This is a genomic window from Legionella micdadei (genome assembly GCF_000953635.1).
Lineage (GTDB): Bacteria > Pseudomonadota > Gammaproteobacteria > Legionellales > Legionellaceae > Tatlockia > Tatlockia micdadei.
Genome location: NZ_LN614830.1, coordinates 1204807 through 1221938 on the forward strand (window position 1 = coordinate 1204807; position 17132 = coordinate 1221938).

A 17132-nucleotide genomic window follows, 5' to 3' on the forward strand; every position below is an offset into this window, starting at 1 on the left:
ATTACAAGCCGAGTATTTCCTTTATCTGCTCATCAATAAATGGCAACGGGTACCTACAAAAATCATGGCGTTTTTGGTGAGCCTTGCGCAAATTTAAAAAGCTTTGCTGAAGATTGTTTGCAGATTTCATAAAATTGGTTTCTTCAAACGGATTATAGAGATGTAGAGCAATATCTTGCCAGTGTTTAAATGTGTTGGATAAATTTGTTGCCTCAATGGCAGGCTCGCTAAAGGTAGGAGAGCTAAGGTGAAGGCGGGTATGTAGTTTCCTGCTTACCATACGAACGGCCTCGCACTTAGCTTCAAGGCTGTGTCCTGCAATATGAGGGGTACAAAGTGTTGCAAGTCTAATAATTTCCGGATTGATGTCAGGTTCATTATAATAAACATCGGTACAGTAAATTATCGGTTTTTTTTGCTGTAATAATGCCTCCTCATTCACTATTCCTCCACGTGATGCATTGATAATCACCGCATTGGGCTTAAGCCGATTAAGTAATCGCTTGTCAAAAAGGTTTCGGCTTGAATAGGGAGGGTTATCGTGTAAATTCGCATGAATACAAACGAGATCGCATTGGGTGATCGTATCCAGGGTACAGCTAAAAAAATGAGGATCGTTTTCACTTCTAAGCGGATCATAGCTATGTACTTCCATCCCTGCAGCTGCCAGACGTTTCACAACTTTTTCACCCACTTCCCCGACACCAATGACGCCTGCTTTTAATCCACTAAATCCTTTATATTTTTGTAAAAATGCAAGTGAAGCAATCACATAATCAGCCACGGCTACAGCATTACTTCCTTTCGCATCGATTAATTCAATGGCGTTATTTATCAGGTAAAGCGAATCGATATGATCAGTGCCAGAACTTGCAGTGGCAACATAACGTAGGGAGTGACCTTTCAAAAGAGATTCATTAACTTGGAGCGTTGAACGGCAAAGCAAAATTTGCTGGTCTTTAAGAAGGTTGGGGATCTCGTTCGCATGCAGATAGGTGCTGAGCTCAAAAGGCTTCGGGAATGCCTCAACTAATTCGGGTAAACTAGCATCTGCGAGAATTTTCATATTCCAAATAATGCGTAGATTCCAGCCATTGACCAGCGTAGAAGAGGAAGAATAAACCAACCTAGGGCGCCAGTGAAAATAAGTGCCAGAAGGATAAAGAAACCATAAGGCTCAATTTTCTGGTATTGAATTGCTTGCTTTAAGGGCAAAAGGCTTGCAACAATGCGGCTTCCATCTAATGGCGGGATAGGAACTAAATTCAGGTAAGCTAAAACAAAATTAATGATCACACCTGCTTGCCCTGTTAGCACCATAAACAAAGCTGCACTGGAGGTGAGAGGATTCAAGGCTATCCCTAATTTAAGGCAAATAGCCCATAATAAAGCCATTATCAGGTTAGATAAGGGACCAGCCGCCGTAGCAAGAGCTAAATCCCGACGAGGATTACGAAGTAATGAAGCATTAATTGGGACAGGTTTTGCCCAACCAAATACGAAACTGAACTGGCTTAATAAGAGCACTATGATTGGAACGAGTATAGTGCCAATCAGGTCAATATGTTTTAACGGGTTAAAGCTCAATCGTCCAAGCATTTTGGCTGTGGTATCACCAAAACGAGAGGCTACCCAAGCGTGTGCAGCTTCATGGATCGTGATTGCGAAAAGTACAGGCAGTATCCAAATGACAATTCGCTGGACGGTTGATAATTCAAGCATGAATGGCGCGCATTGTTTAAGAGAAAGCTAATTCTACCGGATAGTTGCTCCTCTGCTCAAGTTTTGGTTTTAGTTCAAAACACCTGTGAGTATTCACCGATATGATAGGGTAAGATAATGCGCTTGTTACAATCATATAATTAGAAGACATATTTCATGCACATATTGACTAATATGAATATATAAAAAACAAATAAACTAACATAAAATATTATTGATATTATTTGGTGCAACATGAGTCAAGAATAGCTTAATAGTTGGCGATTGTTAATCGTTAGCAATTTATTTTGATTAAGAGCTACTATATACTCGCTAACTCGTTAGACATCATACATTCTACGAACCCGATGACATTGCCTAAATTAAATAATTACTTGCTCCTAGTGTGCTTTTCCTTGTTACTCCTATTGCCAGGTATTGCCAAAATGCCTGTTTTAGACAGGGACGAAGCCCATTTTGCTCAAGCAAGCAGGCAGATGATACAAACAGGTAACTATTTCCAGATTCGTTTTCAAGAGACTACGCGCTTTCGCAAACCCCCAGGAATTAATTGGTTACAAGCTGCTTCAGTAAAATTATTTAGCAATCCTGATGCAAGTACTATATGGCCTTATCGTATCCCTTCATTACTAGGTGCTTTGTTTTCAATCCTATTGACTTACTTTTTTTCTCGTCGTTTTCTTGGACAAAAAGTTGCAATAATGGCAGCAGCAATGCTTGCTTCAACGTTGCTGTTAGCTGCGGAAAGCCACATGGCCGTGATAGATGCTTCTTTGTTGTCCTCAGTGATGCTGATGCAAGGGGCTCTTTGGGTGATTTATCAAAGAGGAACAGAGAACAAACAGGCACACTGGGGTTGGGCTCTTTGTTTTTGGCTCGCAATGGCCTACGGGCTTGTGTTGAAAGGGGTTACTCCTTTAATAGGTGTTTTATCGATAATCACATTGTGCCTTTTTGAAAAGCGAGTCAATTGGTTGGGCGGTTTACATGTGATTAAAGGATTATTGTTATTTGGGGTGCTTAGCCTTGCCTGGATACTCATGGTCAATGCTGCAGAAAATTCAAACTACCTTTTGCAAATGATTCATAGAGATTTGCTTCCTAAGTTAAAAGGTGGGCACGAGTCCCATGGGAAACCCCCTCTCTTTCACCTGTTAATTCTGCCGTTAACATTCTGGCCTGCTTCGCTGTTTTTATGGCAAGCCGGGGTTCATGCCGTCAAACACCGTCGAGAAAAAATAGTTAAATTTTTATTGGCTTGGATTGTTCCTACTTGGGTTTTTTTTGAGCTCATGCCGACAAAGCTTCCTCAATACATCCTTCCGACCTTCCCTGCGATCGCTTTACTTTGTGCTTTGGCAATTCAGGGAGATGCTGGCAAAAAACCAGGGAAGTGGGTACATCTACTTCAAGTACTCTGGGTAGTGTTGTCAGCAGGTTTAGCAATAAGCTTAACAAGCTTACCTTATTTGGTGATGCAGCAATTTACGATGGCAAGCCTCATTCTCTGCGTAACAATGATAGCTTTCAGCATTATGGCAGTTTTCTTTGCATGGAATGGAATTTATCAGCGGGCATGCCTCACGATCCTTTTCGTGGCCCTTATCAGTTACCCGCTTATTTTTACTACGCTTCTTCCTCAGCTCAAACCAGTATGGCTTACTAGCAATCTTGTACAGCTTATTGATAGAAAAGCAGTTTCTGATGACAAGCCTTTACTTGTAGTCGGTTTTGAAGAACCGAGTTTGGTGTTTAATTTAAACACCCGATTAGTCCAATTTGTGAATGGCATAGTCGCTTTGCCAATTTTGCAATCTGATCCTTCGCGCCTTGCCTTGATAGATGCAACTACTTTTGCCAATTGGAGTAATAGTCCGATGGATTTAGCTGTTTTAGGTCGAAACAAAGGATTTAATTACAGTAAAGGACGTTGGGTTGAGCTTTTTTTGGTTAGTAGCAAAAGCCCTGGAGTTGCTTATGACACCCTTTGATCGTCTCTACACAATCATGACTAAGCCTCTGGTTATGGCTCTGTATTTTGGGTTAATTGCGGTGTTGTTTTTTTATCTCGATAAACCTATCGCCTATTATTTCTATGTCATTGATTTAAGGAATCATATCCCGATTTTAAATTTTCTAACCCGTTTGGGATTAGGAGGGGTATATGTCCCTACGTTTTTGGTTTTAGCGTTATGCTTTCGTTTTATTTTGAAAAATCCGATGAGAGAAGCGCGTGCTTGGTTTTTATTGATCTGTGTAATCATCACAGGATTAATCTGCATATTGCTTAAACTGGTTTTAGGGCGTGCCCGCCCCCGGTTGTTTTTAGATAGCCAATTGTATGGCTTCTATGGGCTCAAATGGAACGCCAATTTTTGGTCACTTCCCTCAGGCCACACAACGACTATTATGAGCGTTATCTTTGGTTTATGTATTTTGTTTCCGCGATATTTTTATTGGTTTGTCTTGTTGGGTGTAACAGTGGCTTTATCAAGGGTTTTTCTAAGCCACCATTATCTGAGTGATGTGTTATTTGCTGCATACCTAGCTTTGATCGAAGTAGGGATTTTGCGTAATATTTTGCAACGCAAGTCGTGGCTAGCTCCGGCGTGGCAACTTGAGTATAATGCTTAAACTTTGCTACCCTAGGTAAGTTAAATGTCTTCAAATCAACTAAGAGAAGTGTCTATCATTATTCCTGTTTACAATGAGGTTGATAACGTTGAAGCATTGTATCAGGAAATTGTAGCAGCATTACCCGCAGACCGTTTTGTTTATGAAGTGATTTTTGTTGACGATGGAAGCACAGATGGCACGATCGCACAATTAAAAATGTTATCACAGAGACACATCAATTTGCACGTTGTATACCATAAGCGTAATTATGGTCAAAGTGCTGCCTTACTAAGTGGTGCCCGGGCCGCACGCTATTCGATGCTCGTTACTTTAGATGGTGATGGCCAGAATGATCCGGCTGATATCCCTCGCCTGTTTGAACAATTGCAAGACTCAAATACTGTTGTTTTAGGTAATCGTAAAAAAAGAGATGATAATAGTTTACGCAAACTTTCTTCACTGATTGGTAATAGTGTTAGGCGCCGGCTATTGAATGATGAATGTCCTGATACAGGATGCAGTTTAAAATTATTTCCACGCGACGCGTTTTTAGCGCTCCCGCATTTCAATCATTTACACCGATTTTTGCCTGCTTTATTTAAAAGAGCAGGATTTAAGTTAATAAATTTACCTGTGAACCATCGGCCGCGCAGACATGGCGTATCCAAGTACGGGGTAATGAATCGCTTATTTGTTGGTATACACGATTTAATGGGTGTTCGCTGGTTGCTAAAACGTCCTTGTGCACCGGAGGTGACCACAAATGAACAGTAATTATCTTTGGCTCGCCATAGGCTTTATTGGGCAGGGGATATTTTCCGCACGTTTTATCGTCCAGTGGCTGGTCAGCGAAAAAGTGAAAAAAAGTGTTATTCCGGTTGCTTTTTGGTACCTCAGCTTATTTGGCGGTATTACGCTCTTGCTGTATTCAATTTACAAACGAGACCCAGTCTTTATCCTAGGACAATCCACCGGTGTCTTTATTTATGCGCGTAATTTATATTTGATCCATCGTGAGCAGGCAACTCGTTTTAGAGTAAGGCAATCTGGGTTGTCCCAAAAAGAGAGTAAAATCCCCAGCTAATTTGATTGTGGGCTCATGTACGTGAAGCGCTATTGGCAGCAATTTATTTAACCGCAGAATACGCATACCCTCCAATGACACGATGGTTATTGGGGTTTTCTATTTGGGTTATGCCACTGATTTCCGGTTGCATCACCGTAAAAAAATCGATCCAGATTGGTCGTACAGAAGTTTGCCAAATCAGTAATGAATTACCACGAGGCAATTTTGGATAAGTAGCAGGATGCAGTAGCCATCCTTTATGATGAGGTAGCTGTAACATAAAATTTCCCAACAGCCATAGGGAATCAGCGACTACGTATTCTGTTTGATGATGCTCTGTGCTAATAGCATGCCTCATTTCTCTAATGAGAAATTCATCTTGCATTTTATGCTCGTTGTGGCCTCGCTGTATTAACAACATAAGAAAAATCAATTGAATAGATAAAGCCAAAATCAAAAAATACCTCACTCTTGGTTTTAATTCATCTGTTAGTTTAACTTGTCTAAAGAGCAAAAGTGGGCCTAAAAAAAGGATAGGTATTAACCAGCGAGTTGCAAAATTACCCATACCACTGAAAAAAATCAGCGAAATTAAAAGCAGCAAGCAAAGAACATGATAACGAACAAGTAAGGAATGTAAGGGGGAGGGTGATGATGAAAATTTCTTTATCGGAAAAAATAGATAAGTAATGAGGATCATTGGTGCAAGGAAAATCAGACATGCTCTTATCAAATGAATAAAGCCTAACAGCAGGTTTCTATCGCTAGTTAATTTGTATGCGCTTCGAAAGGCAAGATTGGGAGAGTCAATTACAAATAAAAAATAGGGGCTAGCAATCAACCCAGCAAGGAGTAAAGTGATAATGATATGCCAATCGACTATTTTTTTTCGATAATCTGACAACGAAATTGCGCTAGATATAAGCAATATGAGAAAAATAACGTAATTAAATTTAGATAAGAACCCAATACCAATAATGAATCCTAAAATGGCATACCACACCGCTTTGGCTAAGTTAGAGGGAGCAACGAACCAATACCAAGTGACAGATGCAGCGAATAAAGCTAAGACAGAATGCGTATTGTCCTTTATTAAATCAAGGCTAATCGCAGGAATGAACACCCAACTCATTGTCGCGCACCAAGCTAATGAAGCGGATTGGCAATAGAGGCGACAAATATGGTGAAAACTATAAAAGCATCCGAAGAGCAATATTGATTTTAACAAAGCAAGACTCATGAGATTTCGGCCTAGCAGCTTAAAAAAAAGATATTGAAGCCAAGAATAGAGTGGGGGCTGATCGGGATAACCAGGTAGAAGGTGTTGAGCCATGACAATTTGCTCCGCTTCGTCAATCTCTAAAATTGAACCTCGCAAAAAAAGACGAATAAAAAACACAAGAGAGGTAAACAAGAATAAAACGAGTGCTGGTTTATGGAGCCATGGCTGTTGTTCAATTGAATTATTGTCAAACATATTTATTTGGCGGGATATAATTGCTCCCGTGAATAAGTCGGGATGTCAGTATACAATACAAAAGCTCGACAAAATAACTATTATTGGCAACAATTGTTACTTTCATCTATTTGCCACAGTGCATATTTTATTTTTGAGATCCCTATGATTATCGCAGTTTACGGAGCTGGGTACGTCGGTTTAGTGTCTTCTGTTTGCCTAGCAAAATTGGGTCATGATGTGGTTTGTGCCGATATCAATGAATCGAGAGTGAATATGCTTGCTCAAGGGCAATGCCCAATTTATGAAGAGCAGCTTCCAGAACTATTGAAAGAGCAACTTGCCCATGGTCGGCTTGCATTTACGGTTGATTTATCCACTGCAATAATGCACGCACAAGTGCATATTATTGCAACAGGCACACCGAGCCTTGCTGACGGGAACGCTGATTTATCGCAAGTATTTTCTGTTTCATCAAGAATAGCCCAAGAAGCCCAAGAGGACTGTATTTTAGTGATTAAATCAACCGTACCTGTAGGAACGGGTGATGAAATTCAAAATCATATCAATGAGCAGTTAGCGCGTTGTAACAGGACTATTAAAATAGAGGTTGTTTCCAACCCTGAGTTTTTGCGAGAGGGCACTGCAGTTCAGGATTTTTTATGTGCGGATCGTGTGATATTAGGGGGGAAAGAGCAACCACTGTCGGTCTTAAAGCAGATGTATCTACCCCTGGCGGAGCAAGGGGTGTCTATTCTATGTATGAGCCGGCGTTCTGCAGAATTGACTAAATATTCGGCCAATGCCATGCTGGCCTGTCGAATCAGCTTTATTAATCAAATCAGCCGACTCGCCGATGAACTGGGAGCAAACATTGATGACATCCGGCAAGGAATTGGACTGGACTATCGCATTGGCCCTCATTTTCTTAACGCAGGAATCGGTTATGGCGGATCATGCTTTCCGAAAGATGTCCGCGCATTGATTCAGACAGCCAAAAGAGTAGATGTGGATACCAATTTATTAGATGCGATTGAATCAATCAACTCTCTACAAAAAAACTGGATTTTTGATCGGCTGGCTAAGCATTTTAAGCAGGACTTAAAAGGATTAACGATTGGTTTTTGGGGTTTATCTTTTAAACCTGGAACCGATGATTTGCGGGAAGCAAGCAGTTTAGTTGCTATTGAAGCCTTATTGCAGGCAGGTGCTAAGCTCCGCGTTTTTGATCCAGTTGCAATGCCCGCAGCCCAACGATTGCTAGGAGATAGTTTCGCGATTATTTGGTGTGAGTCAGCTGAAGCGGTTTTTGCTAAAAATTTAGATGCCTTAGTCATTGCTACTGAATGGCCACAATTTAAAAATTATCCTCTTGATTTACTAAAAGTTAAGTTAGGTGATGCACCGCTATTTGATGGTCGTAATTGTTATCAATTATCGGCAGTGAAAAACGCAAAATTAGCTGGTTATTATTCGGTAGGGCGCCCACCCATTGTGAGTGTCTCTACAGAAACGTGCATCGCATCTTGATCGAAGGAGCGTATTGATTATGCAAGTGAAGAAAGCTGTATTTCCAGTTGCTGGGTTGGGTTCACGTTTTTTACCCGTAACAAAAGCTAATCCGAAGGAGATGCTGCCAATTGTTGATAAGCCATTGATCCAATATGCCGTAGAAGAAGCAGTTCGTGCTGGTATTACTCATATGATTTTTATTACCAGTTCAAGCAAGCGTGCCATAGAAGATCATTTTGATAATCACTTTGAATTAGAAGCTCGGTTACAAGAGCAAGGTAAAGAAGAGTTGCTTGAAGTGGTCAGAGGTGTTTCCCCTCCCGGAATTCATTTTTCTTACGTGAGGCAGCATCAGCCTTTGGGTTTAGGGCATGCAATTCTTTGTGCCGAACATGTGGTGGGTCGAGACCCTTTTGCTGTTTTGCTAGCGGATGATTTAATTGATGATTCAAGGTTACCCTGTCTTTCATTAATGGCTGAACATTTCAAAAACGATGGATATTCCATCGTGGCTGTCCAGCCTGTTCCTTGGCTTGATGTCAGCCACTACGGCGTCGTGCAAGCGGCTGATACTGCTGAAAATTATTTCAGGATAATCGATATGGTCGAAAAACCACAGAGAGAGTTAGCACCTTCTAACCTTGCGGCTGTGGGGCGTTATATTTTTACCCCGGATATTTTTGACTGTCTTAAAGGGACTGTTGCGGATCAGCGAGGTGAAATTCAATTAACTGATGGTATTCGACAGTTATTACAAGAACAATCTGTCCAAGCTTTTCAATTTCTTGGGAAGCGTTATGATTGCGGATCGAAGCTAGGCTATTTGCAGGCAACGGTTGAGTTCGGTATGTCCCATGCTGAGGTAGGTCAGCCTTTTAGTGAGTATTTACAAACTTTAAAAATAGGCTGTTAGACCCTGACTCAAGTATTGAATTCAAGCCATTACCTCTGGCAATATGCTGGACTGACTTAGTATTTCCAGTGAGGAACTATGAAAATTCTAGTTGCAGTGAAGCGGGTGATAGACCCTTATGTCAAAGTCCGGGTTCGGGCGGATGGCAAAGGTGTGGAAAAACAAAACGTCAAAATGTCCATGAATCCTTTTGATGAAATTGCTATGGAACAGGCCGTTCGATTGCTTGAGCAAAAGGTTGCAACAGAAGTCATAGCAGTATCCATAGGACCTGAGGCTACCCAAGAAACACTTAGAAATGCTTTAGCATTGGGTGCCAATCGTGCAATTCTAATCAAGACCGAAACGAATTACTGTAGTCTTAACATTGCAAAAATTTTGCAGAAAATCGCTATCGATGAACAAGCCGAATTAATCTTAATGGGAAAACAAGCAATTGATGGCGATAATAATCAAACCCCACAAATGCTCGCAGCATTATTGAATTGGCCTCAAGGCACTTTCATCTCTGAACTTAAAGTAAATGATCGCTTTATAGAAATTACTCGAGAAATTGATGGTGGTTTACAAACACTGGGTATGACGTTACCAGCAGTGCTGAGTGTGGATCTTCGATTAAACGAACCACGGTATGCTAGTTTGCCTAATATTATGAAGGCTAAATCGAAGCCGCTGTCTGTCATTGAATTAGAAACGCTGGGCTTAACCCTTAAAAATCATATTGAAATACTTGATGTGAAGGCGCCGCCCGTTCGCACTGGAGGTATAAAAGTAGATTCTGTTGAGGAACTACTTAAAAAATTAAAATATGAAGCCAAAGTGCTTTAATCAAGGGAGAAAATCATGAGCACTTTAGTCATCGTTGAACATGATAACAAACAAATGCACCTTGCTACACGAAATACTTTTGCTGCGGCTCTACAATTGGACAGCAACCCAATTTTACTTGTTGCAGGCCATGACTGTAAAACAGTAGCAGAACAAGCAGCAAAAATGGCCGGTGCGCATTCAGTTTGGTTAGTGGATAATCCCAGTTTCGCTCATCAGCTGGCAGAAAATATGAGTGAGCTAGTCGTATCAATGGCTGCTTCCTTTTCTGCAATTCTTGCCCCAGCTTCAACTTTTGGAAAAAATTTATTACCCCGTATAGCGGCTAAATTAGATGTCGCCCAAGTCTCGGACGTGAGTAAAATCATTGATGAAAATACGTTCGAACACCCCGTTTACGCAGGTAATGCGATTGAGACAGTGCGTGTTTTAGATAAAATTAAAGTCTTGACTATTCGCACAACGGCTTTCGATTGTATCCTCGATGAACAAAGCCCTTGCTCTATCGAGCATATTGATAAATCGTTTGAGGAAAAAAACACCCGATTCATTAAACAAGAGTTAAGTCGTTCAGAGCGTCCGGATCTAAGTAGTGCTAAAATTGTGGTTTCCGGTGGTCGTGGCTTACAAAGCGCAGAAAAATTTAAACTAATTGAAGAACTTGCTGACGCTCTGGGTGCTGCAGTAGGGGCTTCAAGAGCTGCGGTCGATGCTGGGTTTGTACCGAATGACTTTCAAGTTGGCCAAACAGGAAAAGTGGTTGCCCCTAATTTATATATCGCTGTAGGGATCTCAGGAGCAATACAACATTTGGCGGGTATGAAGGATTCGAAAGTCATTGTTGCTATTAACAAGGATGCAGAAGCGCCTATCTTTCAAATTGCTGATTATGGTTTGGTTGGTGATCTTTTCGAATTGGTTCCTCAAATGATTAGGCAATTACAGGCAAGTTAAGGCTAATTTATAACATTATAGAAGGAATAAATTATGTTGGTTGGTGTTCCAAAAGAAATTAAATCACAAGAGAATCGTGTGGGCCTTGTCCCTGCAAGTGTAAGAGAGATTGTGCGAGTTGGAAGCACTGTTCTAGTTGAAAAAGGTGCAGGGTTAGGCATCGGAATTAGCGATGCGGAATACAGTGCTGCCGGAGCAGAAATTGTGGCTACAGCAGATGAGATTTTTGAGCGTTCTGAGCTTATTGTTAAAGTCAAAGAACCTCAGCCTATTGAATGCCGCCGCTTACGTGAAGGACAAACGTTGTTTACCTATTTACACTTGGCTCCAGATCCTCAACAAACCCGTCTGCTGAAGGAGTCTGGGGCTACTGCGATTGCTTATGAAACAGTGACGCAAAATGACGGTGGTCTACCTTTATTAACGCCAATGTCGCAAGTGGCGGGTCGAATGTCGATACAAGCTGGAGCCCATTGTCTTGAGATGGCACAAGGAGGATCAGGTGTTTTGCTAGGTGGTGTACCCGGTGTTGCTCCAGCTAATGTGGTTGTTATAGGCGGTGGCGTAGTGGGTACTAATGCTGTGCGTATGGCCATGGGCATGGAAGCAAGGGTTATTGTACTGGATAAATCATTATCCCGGTTACGAGAACTTGATTTTCAGTTTGGCTCAAAACTCAATACCATATATGCGACTGTTGAAGCTTTGGAGAAATATGTAGCAGAGGCTGATTTAGTAATCGGAGCAGTCCTCGTGCCCGGAGCCGCAGCACCTAAACTGGTCTCTCGGTCAATGTTAAAAACCATGCGCCCTGGTTCAGTGGTTGTTGATGTCGCGATTGATCAAGGCGGTTGTTTCGAAACCAGTAAGCCAACTACTCACCAAGATCCGACTTATGTAATAGATAATGTGGTGCATTATTGTGTCGCGAACATGCCTGGCGCTGTTCCCCGCACATCAACGTTTGCCCTTAATAATGCAACTTTGCCATTTGTAATGAGTTTAGTTACTAAAGGTGTGAAATTGGCTTTATTGAGCGATGGCCATTTGCTTAACGGTCTCAACGTCCATAAAGGTATGATCACCTACGAAGCAGTGGCTCGCGAGCTTGGTTATGAATACGTCGCGGCTACTGATGCTTTGGCAAGCTAGTGTTAAATCCAGTAACCTAATTACGCCGAAATAGGTTTTATTTTTGTCATTCAAAGGTGCGTTTTCTTGTGACTGGCTACTTTTATTACCGATGTTCCGGTCATATAAAACTCCCTCTCCCGCTTGCGGGAGAGGGCCAGGGAGAGGGTTCTTTTTAAGCTTAAGACTGCCGTGCAAGGAGAGGGGATTTTATGTTCCGGTCATATAAAATTCCCTCTCCCGCTTGCGGGAGAGGGCCAGGGAGAGGGTTCTTTTTAAGCTTAAGACTGCCGTGCAAGGAGAGGGGATTTTATGTTCCGGTCATATAAAATTCCCTCTCCCGCTTGCGGGAGAGGGCTAGGGAGAGGGTTCTTTTTAAGCTTAAGACTGCCGTGCAAGGAGAGGGGATTTTATGTTCCGGTCATATAAAATTCCCTCTCCCGCTTGCGGGAGAGGGCTAGGGAGAGGGCGCTTTTAAGCTTAAGCCGTGCTGTCGCACGGAGAGGAGATTTTATAAAAACCTGCATTTCAACACACACCCAAAATCTCAAAACATAATCATTTGGAGAGCCTCTTTCTCTGATAGTGATGTAACTTCTGCTTGATTCGGAACATTATATATTTGTTTAATCCAGTCAGAGACAGTCTGTATAAGTAATGCTTCGCCTGTATTCGGTGAAGAACTGTTTATCATTATTTTTACATCGTGATCAGCATTTGCTAATACAAAAACGAGGAAATGACATGTTTCTTGGCGAATAAGTAGACTTGAGGCATGGAGGTTATTCGTAATAAGTTCAACAAGCGTTGCTAGCGCTTCCCTCTCTAAAAAGGGTGTCATTGTTTCTAAGCAATTTAATGATACTTGGCAAACAGACCAACTTAAGTTTTTTAATTTATTTATCACAGGTCCAATAAGGGTTGCTAGGGTTTCTTGCTCTAAAGCCGGTACCATTGTTTTTAAGCAATTTAATGCTGCTTTGATTATTTCTGAATCTCGGTTATTGAGCTTGTTTACAACACATTCAACAAGAGTCATCAGAGTTTCTTTTTCTAAATCAGGAACCATCGCCGTCAAACAATATAATGCGGTTTGGCAAATAAGCGGATTTGGGTCATTGAGTTTGTTTTTAACGGATTCAACAAGAGTAACCAGCGCCTCTTTCTCTAAACCAGGTGTAATCGCCTCTAAGCAAATTAATGCTGCTTGACGAATCATCCAATCTTGGTCGTTTAGATTGTATTTAATTGCCTCAAGATTGACTGATGTTGCTTCTTCTAATACTGGTGCAATTGTTCTTAGGCAATGCAATGCTGCTTGGCGAACATCTAGATCTTCATCATTAAGGTTACTTGTAACAGTTTCAACAAGCATTGTGAGCGTTTCATTCTCTAAAGAAGGCACCATCGCTGTTAAGCAATTTAATGCTGCTCGTCCAATATCAGGCTTTTGGTCATTGAGTTTATTTAGAACAGGTTCAACAAGTGTTGCGAGCGTTTCTTTCTCCAAAGTAGGTACAATGGTTGTTAAACAGTTTAATGCTGCTTGGCGGACCGTTTGACTTGAGTGATCCAGTTGATTTTTAAGGAGTTCAGCAATTTTTGCACGTGAGTTTTTCTCTAAAGCAGAGTTTATTGCTGCTAAGCAATTCGATGCTGCTTGGGTTGAACTTAAGTCATTGAGTTTATTTATAACAGGCTCAATAAGGGTTTCTAGGTTTTTTTTCTCTAATGCAGGTACCATCGCTGCCAAACAATTTAATGCTGCTTGGCGAATATCCCACTCATGGTCGTAAATTTTTTTTGTAACAGGTTCAACAAGAGCTGCGAGCTTTTCTTGCTCTAAAGTAGGAGTCATGGCAGCTAAGCAATTTAATGCTGCTTGGCGAACAGTTAAATTTTGGTCATTGAGTTTATCCCTAAAAGATTCAACAAGAGAGGTTAGAGCTTCCTTTTCTAAAGCGGGTACAATTGCCGCTAAGCAATTCATTGCTGCTCGGCGAACATCCAAATCCTCATCATAAAGTTTGTTATTAACAGGCTTAACAAGCGTTGCAAGAATTTCTTTATCTAAAGTAGATGCCATCGCGGTTAAACAATGCAATACGTCTTTACGAATAAGCCAATCCGGGTCATTGAGTTTACTTATAACTGATTCAACAAAAGCTGCTAAAGTTTTTTTCCCTAAAGCAGGGGATAAAGCGCCTAAGCAATCTAATGTTCTTCGACAGGTGTCGGGATTATTTAGTTTAGAAGTGATTAGAGTAGTGTCTAACGAAACTTGCCAAATAGTGCTAAGCAGTTTCATCCCTCGTAATTGATCGGACAAGCTTAATTTAGGGTTTTTTACCTTAGTAGAAAATTTGATGGTTAACTGCTTCAAATACTCGGCATCATTATTGATTATTGTGCGCGAATTGGATAGCGCTGTAAGCACTTTGATTTGGCTTGAATAAAATTCGATCTCATTTTTTGCAAATAAAACATGCTCTATCGCTCTTTGGTGTATTTTATTGCGAGCGCCCCACGCGTTTAAAAGTGCTTTAGGGCTGAGATTGGAGTAAATGTATACCAAAAGTTCCATTGGTAATGGAGAAAAAAAATCAGTTGGAGTGTTTGCCACAAAACAGTACCTCTTTAAACTCAATTAAAATGGATGATCAAATCTATCGCGAGTGCAGGTTCTGATTCTAAAATTCCCTCTCCCGCTGAGAGGGCTAGGGAGAGGGGGAGTTTTCTCCATCCCGCTGACCATCTCCCATGCTAAGCGCGGGGAGGAAGGGATTTTATAATACATTTTCATTCACAGCCTAACATCTCAAAACATGTGAAGATTCGCTTGCTCTAATTGCGGCGTAGCTTCCGCTTGAATTGAAACGTTGTTAATTTGTTTAATCCAGTCAGAAACAACATAAATAAGCAATGCTTCGCTGGTATTCAAAGAAGCACTATCTATCTCTATTTTCGGAGCGCTCTCAGTATCAGCTAGTAAAAAGGCAAGAAAATGACATGCTGCTTGGCGAACATCCCGCACATTGTCATTGAGTTTGTTGATAACAGGTTCAATAAGCGTTGCAAGCGTTTTTTTCTCTAAAGTAGGTATCATGGTTGCCAAGCAATGTAATGCTGTTTCGCGAACCAGCGAACTGGAGTCATTGAGCTTGCTTTTAACAGGTTCAACAAGCGTTGTTAGCGTTTCTTTTTCTAAAGTTGCTGCCATAGTGGCTAAGCAATGTAGTGCAGCGTCGGAAACATTCAGATGTGGTTTGAGGTTATTTTGAACAGACGCGACAAGAGGTTCCAGAGTTTCTTTCGCTAAAGCAGGTGCCATAGCAGCTAAGCAATGTAATGCGGCTAGTCGAACATAAAAATTTTGGTCATTGAGTTTATGTGTAATAGGTTCAACAAGCGTTGCAAGAGTCTCTTTCGCTAAAGCAGGTGCCATAGTAGCTAAGCAATATAATGCCGCAACAGCCCAATCTTGGTCATCGAGCTTATCTTTTAAAGATTCAACAAAAGCAGCTAGAGTTTCTTTCTCTAAAGCAGGTGTTATGACGGCTAAGCAATGTAATGCTGTTTGGTAAACAGAATCATATTCGTCATTCAGTTTATTTATAATAGGCTCAACAACCGTTGCTAAAGTTTCTTTCTTTAGAGTAGGTGCCATAGCGGCTAAGCACTCTAATGCTGCCTGACGAACGTCCCTATCTTGGTCATCGAGTTTATCTTTAACAGGTTCAACAAAAGCTGCTAGCGTCTCTTTGTCTAAAGCGGGGGTTATGGCGGTTAAGCAATCTAATGCTGCTTGACGAACATCCCAATCTTGGTCATCGAGTTTATGCTTAACAGATTCAACAAAAGCAGTTAGCGTCTCTTTCCCTAAAGCGGGTGTTATGACGATTAAGCAATGTAATGCTGCTTGGCATACTCTCCAATCCTGGTCATTGAGTTTATTCTTAATCAGTTCAACAAGAGTTGCTAGAGTTTCTTTCTCTAGAGTAGGCGCCATAGTGGCTAAGCAATTTAATGCTGTTTTGCGCACCTCCCATCCAAAGTGATCAAGTTTGTTTTTAACAGCTTCAATATGAGTTGCAACCGTTTCTTTTTCTAAAGCAGGTGCCATCGCGGTTAAGCAATTTAATGCTTGGCATACTCCCCAAAGGTCATTGAGTTTGTTTCTAATGGGTTCGACAAGAGTAATTAGCGTCTCTTTCTCTAAACCAGGTACCATAGTGGCTAAACACACTAACGCTGCTTGACGAACGTCCCTATCTTGGTCATCGAGTTTATATTTAACAGGTTCAACAAAAGCAGCTAGCGTCTTTTTCCCTAAAGCAGGTGCCATGGCAGTTAGGCAGTTTAATGCTGCTTCGCGAACAAACACACTTGGATCTTGAAGTTTATTGATAACAGGGTCAATAAGAGCTGATAGCGCATTTGTCTCTAAAGCAGGTACCATGGTAGTTATACAAATTAATGCTGCTTTGCAAGTGACCGGATCTTGTTCATTAAGTTTGGATATTATCAGAGTGATGTCTAACGGAACGAGCCGAATACTGCTAATCAATTTAAACCCTCGCAATCGATCGGAGAAGCTTAATTGCGGGTTTCTCATCTTCGTAGAAAATTTTTTTTCTAACCCATTTAGGTAGTCATTATCGCCATTGAAAATCGAACGCGCCCTGGAGAGTATTGTCAATATCTTGATTTGACTTGGGTAAAATTCGAGAGCATCTTTTGCAAATAAAACCTGCTCTACAGCTCTTTGCTGTGTTTTTCTACCAGTGTACCAAGCATTTAAAAGTTCTTTAAGGCCAAGATTGGAATAGATGCGTACTAAAATTTCTTGAGGTAATTGAGAAAAAAAATCAGTTGGAGTGTTGGGCATGGGACAGTCCCTGATTTGATCAAAAAAACAGCAAATTATATTGATG

The 17132-nt window shown here is 41.1% G+C and carries 14 protein-coding genes; 9 read left to right on the forward strand and 5 right to left on the reverse strand.

Features of this window, described 5'->3' with window-relative positions; genetic code table 11:
- Position 1 precedes the first annotated feature (1 nt).
- Together LMI_RS05390 and LMI_RS05395 are read right to left on the reverse strand one after the other, a co-directional pair.
- Positions 2-1066 carry a 4-phosphoerythronate dehydrogenase gene (locus LMI_RS05390; RefSeq protein ID WP_045098881.1) on the reverse strand — a complete coding sequence of 355 codons (1065 nt, stop codon included), beginning with the start codon at positions 1064-1066 and terminating at the stop codon, positions 2-4.
- Entirely contained in the window at positions 1063-1722 is a 660-nt protein-coding gene (locus tag LMI_RS05395; protein WP_045098882.1) for a site-2 protease family protein, read from the reverse strand. Before LMI_RS05395 ends, LMI_RS05390 begins: the two co-directional genes overlap by 4 nt.
- Before the next feature lie 347 nt (positions 1723-2069).
- Between LMI_RS05395 and LMI_RS05400 the strand changes: the two genes are divergently transcribed.
- Genes LMI_RS05400 through LMI_RS05415 form a run of 4 tightly spaced genes read left to right on the forward strand, consistent with a single transcriptional unit; the run spans position 2070 to position 5422 of the window.
- Positions 2070-3713 (forward strand): ArnT family glycosyltransferase, encoded by a 1644-nt coding sequence (locus LMI_RS05400; protein WP_058393252.1) that lies wholly within the window; start codon positions 2070-2072, stop codon positions 3711-3713.
- Positions 3700-4356, forward strand: a complete 657-nt coding sequence (locus tag LMI_RS05405) for a phosphatase PAP2 family protein (RefSeq protein WP_045098884.1) — start codon at positions 3700-3702, stop codon at positions 4354-4356. Before LMI_RS05400 ends, LMI_RS05405 begins: the two co-directional genes overlap by 14 nt.
- Positions 4357-4380: 24 nt before the next feature.
- On the forward strand, positions 4381-5112 hold the full coding sequence (locus LMI_RS05410; RefSeq protein ID WP_045098885.1) for a glycosyltransferase family 2 protein: 732 nt from the start codon (positions 4381-4383) through the stop codon (positions 5110-5112).
- On the forward strand, positions 5102-5422 hold the full coding sequence (locus tag LMI_RS05415) for a lipid-A-disaccharide synthase N-terminal domain-containing protein (protein WP_045098886.1): 321 nt from the start codon (positions 5102-5104) through the stop codon (positions 5420-5422). The genes LMI_RS05410 and LMI_RS05415 overlap by 11 nt, the downstream gene beginning before the upstream one ends.
- A gap of 43 nt (positions 5423-5465) precedes the next feature.
- On the opposite strand, the gene LMI_RS05420 is transcribed toward LMI_RS05415, so the two are convergent.
- Positions 5466-6881, reverse strand: coding sequence for an ArnT family glycosyltransferase (locus LMI_RS05420; protein WP_045098887.1), 1416 nt, complete (start codon positions 6879-6881; stop codon positions 5466-5468).
- A gap of 144 nt (positions 6882-7025) precedes the next feature.
- On the opposite strand from LMI_RS05420, the gene LMI_RS05425 reads away from it, so the two are divergent.
- From LMI_RS05425 to ald, 5 genes are all read left to right on the forward strand, one after another.
- Complete coding sequence (locus tag LMI_RS05425; RefSeq protein WP_045100587.1) at positions 7026-8390, forward strand: UDP-glucose dehydrogenase family protein; 1365 nt, start codon at positions 7026-7028, stop codon at positions 8388-8390.
- A 16-nt stretch (positions 8391-8406) separates the two neighbouring features.
- Entirely contained in the window at positions 8407-9285 is an 879-nt protein-coding gene (gene galU, locus LMI_RS05430) for a UTP--glucose-1-phosphate uridylyltransferase GalU (protein WP_416419542.1), read from the forward strand.
- A gap of 78 nt (positions 9286-9363) precedes the next feature.
- A complete protein-coding gene (locus tag LMI_RS05435) occupies positions 9364-10113 on the forward strand; it encodes an electron transfer flavoprotein subunit beta/FixA family protein (protein WP_045098889.1) in 750 nt (249 codons plus the stop codon).
- 15 nt (positions 10114-10128) lie between these two features.
- The gene (locus LMI_RS05440) at positions 10129-11067 is read left to right on the forward strand and encodes an electron transfer flavoprotein subunit alpha/FixB family protein (protein ID WP_045098890.1); all 939 of its coding nucleotides are present in this window, start codon (positions 10129-10131) and stop codon (positions 11065-11067) included.
- A 33-nt stretch (positions 11068-11100) separates the two neighbouring features.
- Positions 11101-12219 carry an alanine dehydrogenase gene (ald, locus tag LMI_RS05445; RefSeq protein WP_045098891.1) on the forward strand — a complete coding sequence of 373 codons (1119 nt, stop codon included), beginning with the start codon at positions 11101-11103 and terminating at the stop codon, positions 12217-12219.
- 526 nt (positions 12220-12745) lie between these two features.
- On the opposite strand, the gene LMI_RS05450 is transcribed toward ald, so the two are convergent.
- A complete protein-coding gene (locus LMI_RS05450) occupies positions 12746-14821 on the reverse strand; it encodes a HEAT repeat domain-containing protein (protein WP_045098892.1) in 2076 nt (691 codons plus the stop codon).
- Between the two features lie 195 nt (positions 14822-15016).
- Entirely contained in the window at positions 15017-17086 is a 2070-nt protein-coding gene (locus LMI_RS05455) for a HEAT repeat domain-containing protein (RefSeq protein ID WP_045098893.1), read from the reverse strand.
- Positions 17087-17132: the final 46 nt, after the last annotated feature.